This is a genomic window from Halomonas sp. 3D7M (assembly GCF_014897885.1).
Lineage (GTDB): Bacteria > Pseudomonadota > Gammaproteobacteria > Pseudomonadales > Halomonadaceae > Vreelandella.
Genome location: NZ_JABUZF010000189.1, coordinates 1 through 8,409, shown reverse-complemented (window position 1 = coordinate 8,409; position 8,409 = coordinate 1). Strand labels below are relative to the sequence as shown.

Here is an 8,409-nt window from a genome sequence, read left to right as displayed (position 1 = left end):
TAGCGTAAGTGGGTTAAGCGGGGCGGGCTGACTCATCACGGGTCTCCGAAAGTAAAGCGCCCCAGCGCGGGGCCAAGACTGTATGAGTGCCCTGCCACCTGATAATCTTGTCGCCAAGCCACTCTTAGGACGCTTAGTTTACGCTACCAGCGGCTTCGGTTCACTTACACGTAGGGATCTCATGCTGACCTCGCTTCTGGATAATGACTTCTACAAAATCACGATGCAGAACGCCGTGATCAAACGCTTTCCCTATGCACATGCACGCTACGCATTTATCAATCGTGGCCAGCACGCGTTTCCTGAAGGCTTTGGTACTGCGCTCCGCCACGAGGTCGATAAAATGGCGGCGCTTCGCCTGAGCGATCAGGAAAAGCGCTACCTGGAAGTTACTTGCCCTTATCTTGACCCGACCTATCTCGATTTTCTGGCCGGCTTTCGTTACGAACCCTCTGAGGTAATCATCGAGCAGCAGGGCAGTGAGCTGTCGGTGGTTATCGAAGGGCCTTGGTACCGCACTATCTTATGGGAAGTGCCGCTGATGGCGTTGATCAGCGAACTTTGGTATCGGCTACGTGGCGTCTCGGTGACCCATGATGACGATGCCCTGATCGAGCAACGCACCCAGGAAAAGATTGAGCTTTATCGCCGCTTAGGGCTGAAAATTGCCGAGTTCGGCACGCGTCGCCGTTTCTCATTTGAGGTTCATGATCGAGTGGTGGAAGCGCTGCGCCACTACGGTGGTGAAGCCTTTAGCGGCACTAGCAATGTACTGTTGGCTATGCGTCACGACGTGAAGCCGATAGGCACCCACGCCCACGAGTGGTTTATGTTCCATGGTGCCCGCTTTGGCTTCAAAATGGCTAACAGTCTTGCCCTTGAGCATTGGGTGGATGTGTATCGTGGCGATTTGGGAATTGCCCTAACCGACACCTTCACATCGTCCGCTTTCTTCGACAGCTTCGATAAAAAGTTTGCCAAGCTGTTCGACGGCGTACGCCATGATAGCGGTGACCCGATTGAGTTTGCCTCCCAAACCATCGCGCACTATGAACGCTTGGGAATTAATCCGCTGAGCAAAACGATCATTTTTTCGGATGCCTTAACGCCGGAAAAAGTCGAGCGCATTCAAGCGTTTTGTCAGGAACGAATTGGGATGGCGTTTGGCATCGGCACCAACTTCACTAACGATGTCGGCGCTGAGCCGATGAATATGGTGATCAAAATGGTCGAGGCGCGCCCTGAAGGGCAGGGCTGGCTGCCGGTGATCAAACTCTCCGATGTGCCGGATAAGCATACCGGCGACCCGGAGATGATTTCGTTAGCAAAGCGGATACTCTCGTTAAGCGAGACGAGTCTTTAAGCCGGTTTTATGCTGGCCTAAAGAACCCGCATCACTAGGACGCCTGCCACCCATAGGCCAGCGCCAAAACTGGCGTGCGCGAAAAGACTTCGCAGCCTGGCGGTGGTTGGCTGCGGCGTCTTGCGGGCGGCAATCCCTGCGCCCATACCAGGCTGCAGGATTAGAAACGGCGCAATTACCGTGATCACACCGAAGCCTAATGCAGCTATGAGTGTGGGGCGTGCCAGCCAGTTTGGCCCAACCAGCACTAAGAATATGATCGCGAAAGCGATGCCAATCAGGTAGTGGGCCAGCCATCCTAGCGCCATTTCTGCCTGAATCGGGGCGCTTTCACCAATCGGCCGGTGGATGACCCTGCCCTTTGGCAAGTGTCCTAGCCAACGCCCGACCATAGCGTAATTCAGCGAGGGAATACCCAGCAGCCGCTTCTGCAGCAGCGCGACTATGTCCATAAAAGCAGTTGCTCCCAGGCCGAGCAGTAGCGCATCGGTCAGCAGCCCATTCATTGCTGCGCTCCTGGCATTTTTGCCCCGGTCGTCTCTGTGCTTGTTATCTTTGCTCTTGTTAACGGTTTAGCAGCGGCGTATGGGCGGCTGTGCGTATTCAAAACAGGCATGCTTATTAGACTCCTGACAATGTGGCTAGAAGTGTGGCTAGAAGTGTGGGTGGATACGTAAGGGAGAAGCGTTGTAGCCTATTACTTCAAGTCAACTTTAAGTCAAGTGCCATGCTCGATATTTCCGAACTGTCTCGAAAAAGCGGTATTCCTGCCTCGAAATTGCGCTATTACGAGGAAGTTGGCCTGATTAGGTCGGTGGGGCGCAATGGTCTGCGGCGGGTTTTCGAGACCAGCGTTTTAACACGCTTGTCGCTGATTGCGCTGGGGCAGGTCGCGGGGTTTTCACTGGCCGAGATGCGCGACATGCTTGGCACGCAACGGCAGCCGGAAATCGACCGTGAAGCGGTGAGTGCTAAGGCAGATCTTCTGGATCGTCACATTAACGAACTGACAGCCCTTCGTGACGGTTTGCGTCATGTGGCGACCTGCACCGCGCCGAGTCATCTGGAGTGCCCAACGTTTCAACGTCTTATGCGCCTCGCATTGGCTCGCCAGACTGGGCGAAGACCCGAGCAGAAAAAACGCCTTACGCAGAAAAACAGCCGTGCCAAGCAGAAAGAGAGTAAACCCTGATCACCCCATGGGCACGGTTGAGCTTGAATAGGGGCTAGGCGAGGCGCTTAACGTACTACGATGCCGCTTTCTTGGCGTTATCTTTGTTCGCATTACCTTTCTTCGCATTACCTTTCACAGCGTAAAACAGCGGGGCGTACAGCGCTTCCGTGAGTTCGGCAAAGGTGTGCTTTTCGTTGGCGGTGCGGTCGAAAAACAGCCGCTCGAAGCGGGGCCATTGGTGGCCGAGATAAGGGCTCTGGTCGGCTTCGCCGGTGGTTTTAAATCCGCTCTCATAGACTTTTTCGGCTGCGGCGTAGGCGTCGCTTTCCCTGCCTTTCTCAATCGCAATGTCAGGTGTGCCCAGTTTTGTCAGCCACGCAAAGGCGGCTTGGGGGGCTAGCGGAAGCGGTACTTCCAGGCCGTGTTGCCAGGCGCTTAGCTGAGTTTCCAGGTGGGCGTGGGCGGTGTCGGCAGCGATAGGCTCCAGAGTGATATTGCCGGCCTTGGAAAGTAACTGGGTGGTCATCGGACCGCTGAGATTGCCAGCCAGATGGGCAACCCAGTGGCGTAGCAGCAGATGCCACTGGTACTTGCTGTTCTTGATCAGACTACTGCTGAGTAATAGCAGGCGGCAGCGGTTGCCTGCATCATCCTGGCGTAGCTCGCCCAGCCAGTCTTCCAACGTAATTCCGTTACTGCCTGCTAGGTGAATGGCTGCTGGGTCACCTAGCGCAATCGGCCAAGCGTCCAGGGCTTCTTCGTAGTCGCTGAACAGGGCTTCCATGGGTTCTGCTAAGGCATCGCGCATGCGCTCGCCAAAGGCACCCATGGCCAATACGCCTTGGCCCTGAAAACGCTCAAGGGCTGCGTGCAGTGCTTCAATGCGTGGCTCGCCGCGGTCAATGGCGTGGCGCTGGGCGGCGATCAGTTGGTCTTGCAGCTGCCAGTTTTGCAGGCCATCCAGGGCGAACGGCTCTTCGTCCAATTCGGCAATTGCTTCTTGCTCGAAATATACTCCCAGCCGGGTATTAAAAAAGGCGCGTACCGGCTCGCGCAGGAATTGACCTAACTGGCCAAGCGTCAGGTTGGTGGGGATGTTTTCCGGTGGGGAAAGTGTCGATTGGGAAGCTTGAGGCGTGCGCGGTGCGTGCACCTCGCGCCATTCATGTGCATAGGTAAACAGTCGCGAGGCTTGCGGGTTGCTAGCAAAATAAGCGCGGCTAAACGGCTGCAGCGGGTGCTCGGTGGTTAGCGCTTCCAGCAGTGGCGTGCCGTTCTCGATCTGCCAGCCTGCTTCCAGGTGGTCACGCAGTTGACCGACCAGTACCGAAGGCGGTAGCGGTGTGTTATCGATTTGGCTTCTACCGACCCAGCTTATGTAGAGCTGGTCGCGGGCGGAGAGCAGCGCTTCCAAAAACAGGTAGCGGTCGTCTTCCCTGCGGGAGCGGTCACCTGGACGGTAGTCACTGCCCATTAAATCAAAATCTAGCGGTGGCTGAGAGCGGGGGTACTCTCCGTCGTTCATGCCCAGCAGGCACACGCGCTTAAACGGAATGGCGCGCATGGGCATTAGCGTGGCGAAGTTGACCGCACCGGCTAGAAAGCGCTGGGAAAGGCTGTGTTCATCAATCTGTGCCAGCCAGTGTTCGCGCACCATGGAGAGCGGCAGCGGTTCGTTTAACTGGGCTTCCTCGCTGCTTTCCAGCATTTGCTGCAGGCCGTTTTCCAACTTGGTGAGCATTACGCTTTCTTGGGCGTCGTCGGTCAGGAAGAAGGTTTCCAGCAGTGTGCGTAGTCGCGCTACCCAGTTGGCCGCATCGGTGGGCTGGCAGAAGGTTTCCCAGGTCTCTTCGAGCTTTTCCAGCAAGGTGGCTAACGGCCCGGCAAGGCCCGCTTCCAGCCCACCGATGTCGTCAAACGGCTCGATTCCTTGCCAAGCGTGGCCTTCGCCCACGGTGTAGCCCAGCAGCAAGCGGCGCAGGCCAAACGCCCAGGTGTTTTGGCTTAGCCCGCCGGGTAACTCAAGCGTCTGGCGCTGCTTGGCATTCAGCCCCCAACGAATGCCTGCACCCTCCATCCAGCGCTCGAGTACCGGCAGGTCGCGCTCTTCCAGCCCAAAGCGCTGGCGCAGAGCGGGTACATCGAGCAGATCCAGTAAGTCGCTGACCGAAAGACGCAGTTCTGGAAGGCGCAGCAGCTTTTCCAGAGCAATCATCAGCGGTAGGCGGTGGCGACTGGCTTGGTCGGAAAGCGTATAGGGTATATGCCGTGGGTCGTCGTTTTGTAGCTGGCCAAACACTGCGGCGATATGCGGCGCGTAGCGGTCGATATCTGGCACCATGACGATAATATCCCGCGGGCGCAGGTCGGGGTCGGCGCTAAAGGCGGCCAGCAACTGGTCGTGGAGAATCTCAACTTCCCGCTGGGGGCCATGGGCAATATGAAACACCATGGAGTCATCTGCCGAGTTTAGTGCGGGCCAGTGAGTTTGGGTTTCCGCCACGGGGCGCAGTTCGCGAATATCATCTTGCAGTTGGCTGAGCAGGCAGTCGCGATCAACGCCGTTAAACGGCTCGAACATATCAATGCGCAGCGCCTGCTGCTCAAACAAGGTTTGATAGTTGCCCGAATCGTCGTGTTCATCCAGCAGGCGCAGGTAGTCGCGGCCCTGCTTGCCCCAGGCGGCGAGTAGCGGCTGAGCGTGCAGATGCAGGGCATCGTCGGCGTCGCCAGTGCCCAATACATCTAGCGCTTCGGGCATGCCGGTTTTGCGCCGCTGGCGGTAGCGGTTGGCGCGCAGTAAATCTTTGTGTTCGATGATATCTGCCCAGTAGAACTGGCAGGGGTTGTGCACACACAGCACGATTTGGCAGCAGCGAGAGAGTGCCGCCAGGGCTTCCAGGGTTTGTTGGGGCAGCGATGAAATACCAAAAATAATCAGCCGCCGAGGCAAACCGCGCGGGCAGGGCTGGCCTTCCAATTGTTCAGTCGCTTTCAAAAAGCGCCGATGCACCTGGGCACGGCTACTGTTGATGCCTGCATCGCCTTGGCTGGCGGCGACATCTTCGCGCAGAATGCGCCATAGCGCGGGCTGCCAGCGCTGGTGCTCTTCCAGCGGGCGGGGTTCGCCCCGAGCGGTAATCAGCACGTCATCACCGTTGGCCCAGGCATCCAGCCAGTCAGCGCGGTAGACCTGATACTGGTCGAACAAATCCGCCAGCCGTTCGGCCAGTTGGTAGTGCTTGCGCTGGTCGCGGTCGACTTCCAAGAACTGCGCCAGCGGCGCGAGCACTTCTTGCCCCGCTAGCGTGGGCAGTAGGCGCAGTAGCCGCCATACCAAGCGCGATTTATCAAACGGCGAGGTTTCAGGCACCGCGTCGCCATCTTGATCAACATGGGTGAGCACCGTGCGGTAGGCCTGCCATAGAAACCGCGCGGGCAGCATGACATCCAGCGCGGCGGCGATGCCTGCGCCGCCATTCTCTGGGTCTTCCGCCAACGCTAACTTTAACCACTGCCCAATGCCGTTGCTCTGCACCAGAATGGTCTCGTTTTCCAACGGTCCCAACGGGTGCAAGCGCATCCACTGCACCGCCAGCCCGCGCAAGTCTTCCAGGCGGTTAGCGTGCACCACCATAAAGCCAGGGGTAAGCGACGTTGGCGAGAACGGTGTTAGTGAGCAGTGTGAATTGGCAGACATGCGGTGGTGTTCCTTCACGGCATTAGGCATTGGGAATAGCGCGTAGCGCTATGGTGCCATAAGTTAAGTGCCTTGCGGGATGCGCGTTATATCGCCAAGCTATGTGGATACCGTGCGTAACGCGATGTGAGTCAAGCAAAGAGGAATTCCCCATGACCGAGCCGACTAATAATACCCGCCGCCATTCAGCCCAGGTGGTGGATGGCCCTGGCAAGGCGGCCAGCCGCGCAATGCTGCGGGCGGTGGGGTTTAACGACGATGACTTTACCAAGCCCCAGGTGGGCGTTGCCTCTACCTGGAGTATGGTTACCCCATGTAATAGCCACATCGGTGAGTTAGCAGAGTTCGCCCGCGACGGTGCCGATGCGGCGGGTGGTAAAGGGGTGATCTTTAATACCATCACTATTTCCGATGGCATTGCTAACGGCACTGAAGGCATGAAGTACTCGCTGGTTTCCCGCGAGGTGATTGCCGACTCCATTGAAACCGTGGCGGGTTGTGAAGGCTTTGATGGGCTGGTGGCGATTGGCGGTTGCGATAAAAATATGCCGGGTTGCGTGATGGGCTTGGCGCGGCTGAATCGCCCCAGCGTGTTTGTGTATGGCGGCACCATTATGCCCGGTAAAGGCCATACCGATATCGTGTCGGTATTTGAGGCGATGGGCGCCCACTCCCGTGGTGATATTGACCTGATCGAGCTGAAAAATATCGAAGAAACCGCGATTCCTGGCCCGGGTTCCTGTGGCGGTATGTACACGGCCAATACCATGGCATCTGCCATTGAAGCATTGGGTATGAGCCTGCCGGGTAGCTCGGCGCAGAACGCCATTTCCCAAGATAAGCGCGATGACTGTAAAGCGGCAGGCGAGGCCGTGCTGGCACTGCTGGCCAGTGACATCAAGCCTTCTGACATCATGACCCGCGAAGCGTTTGAGAATGCGATTACCGTGGTGATTGCGCTGGGTGGCTCTACCAATGCGGTGCTGCATTTGATTGGCATGGCGCGCACCATTGGCGTGGAACTGACCCTTGCCGACTTCACCGAGATCGGCAAGCGCGTGCCGGTGGTCGCTGATCTGCGTCCCAGCGGCCACTATATGATGAGCGAGCTGGTGGCGATTGGTGGCATTCAGCCGCTGATGAAAATTCTGCTGGATGCTGGGTTGCTGCACGGCGACTGCTTAACAGTGACCGGTAAAACGCTGGCCGAAAACCTGGAAGAGGTTGAGCCTTATCCCATGGATCAGCAGATTATTGCGCCGTTGGGTAACCCGCTTAAAGCCGAAAGCCATCTGCGCATTCTGTTTGGTAACCTGGCGCCGGAAGGTGCAGTGGCCAAAATTACCGGTAAGGAAGGTACGCGCTTTAGCGGTTCGGCGCGGGTGTTTGGCTCTGAAGAAGAGGCCCAGGCGCGTATTAATGACGGTACCGTAGTAGCGGGCGATGTGGTGGTGATTCGTTATGAAGGGCCAAAAGGTGGCCCCGGTATGCGCGAAATGCTTACGCCAACGTCTGCGATTATGGGGCGTGGCCTGGGTAATGATGTGGCGTTGATTACCGATGGGCGCTTCTCCGGCGGCAGCCATGGCTTTGTTGTCGGGCACGTATCACCGGAAGCCTTCGATGGCGGCCCGCTGGCGCTGGTGCAGGATGGCGATGCCATCACTATTGATGCTGAAGCCGACACCATTGAAGTGGACATCAGCGATGAAGAGATGATGCGTCGCCGCGCCGCCTGGCAGCAGCCAGAACCGCGCTACCGCAAAGGCGTGCTGGCGAAGTATGCCAAGCTGGTCAGTTCTGCCAGTACCGGTGCAGTAACCGACTAACCTGCATATCAATACGTGAAGGTGCCTGTATCAGCCCGCAGGTGCCTCATTCGCTCGTGCCTCGCGAGATTCGTTACCACGCGCTACTTAAATCATTGAACAGGAAGATTTTGTAGCGCGGTGTAAGCGTCAGCGCACCCGCGTTGATGAAGCCCCTGCGGATGATCGTGCACACTGTCATCACTGTGTCAGCTTTAATCAGTAGGTTAGGTCTTTTGTCCACACGGGGAAGCTTACGCTATGGCTGAAAAGCACCATCTGAACGAGCGGATAAGCGAGGTGTTTTGGGCGTTTTTGGCCTTGGGATTAACCTCGTTTGGCGGGCCGGTGGCTCACCTGGGCT

5 protein-coding genes are annotated in these 8,409 nt (G+C 57.3%); 3 read left to right on the top strand and 2 right to left on the bottom strand.

The features are described 5' to 3' along the window. The first annotated feature begins 181 nt into the window (after window positions 1-181). Entirely contained in the window at window positions 182-1,363 is a 1,182-nt protein-coding gene (gene pncB / locus INT22_RS10755; RefSeq protein WP_193068212.1) for a nicotinate phosphoribosyltransferase, read from the top strand. A 17-nt stretch (window positions 1,364-1,380) separates the two neighbouring features. On the opposite strand, the gene INT22_RS10750 is transcribed toward pncB, so the two are convergent. Continuing rightward, window positions 1,381-1,869 (bottom strand): DUF2938 domain-containing protein, encoded by a 489-nt coding sequence (locus tag INT22_RS10750; RefSeq protein WP_193068211.1) that lies wholly within the window; start codon window positions 1,867-1,869, stop codon window positions 1,381-1,383. 221 nt (window positions 1,870-2,090) lie between these two features. Between INT22_RS10750 and INT22_RS10745 the strand changes: the two genes are divergently transcribed. Next, window positions 2,091-2,555, top strand: a complete 465-nt coding sequence (locus tag INT22_RS10745) for a helix-turn-helix domain-containing protein (RefSeq protein WP_193068210.1) — start codon at window positions 2,091-2,093, stop codon at window positions 2,553-2,555. A 55-nt stretch (window positions 2,556-2,610) separates the two neighbouring features. Here INT22_RS10745 and recC read toward each other — a convergent pair whose 3' ends face one another. Then, window positions 2,611-6,237, bottom strand: coding sequence for an exodeoxyribonuclease V subunit gamma (gene recC / locus INT22_RS10740; protein ID WP_193068209.1), 3,627 nt, complete (start codon window positions 6,235-6,237; stop codon window positions 2,611-2,613). Between the two features lie 152 nt (window positions 6,238-6,389). On the opposite strand from recC, the gene ilvD reads away from it, so the two are divergent. Beyond that, window positions 6,390-8,066, top strand: a complete 1,677-nt coding sequence (ilvD, locus tag INT22_RS10735) for a dihydroxy-acid dehydratase (protein ID WP_120386581.1) — start codon at window positions 6,390-6,392, stop codon at window positions 8,064-8,066. Window positions 8,067-8,409 lie beyond the last annotated feature (343 nt).

Bases quoted from the DNA above. Each gene is read 5' to 3' on its own strand.
- pncB (WP_193068212.1), top strand. From the start codon at position 182: ATGCTGACCTCGCTTCTGGATAATGACTTCTACAAAATCACGATGCAG.
- INT22_RS10750 (WP_193068211.1), bottom strand. From the start codon at position 1,869: ATGAATGGGCTGCTGACCGATGCGCTACTGCTCGGCCTGGGAGCAACT.
- INT22_RS10745 (WP_193068210.1), top strand. From the start codon at position 2,091: ATGCTCGATATTTCCGAACTGTCTCGAAAAAGCGGTATTCCTGCCTCG.
- recC (WP_193068209.1), bottom strand. From the start codon at position 6,237: ATGTCTGCCAATTCACACTGCTCACTAACACCGTTCTCGCCAACGTCG.
- ilvD (WP_120386581.1), top strand. From the start codon at position 6,390: ATGACCGAGCCGACTAATAATACCCGCCGCCATTCAGCCCAGGTGGTG.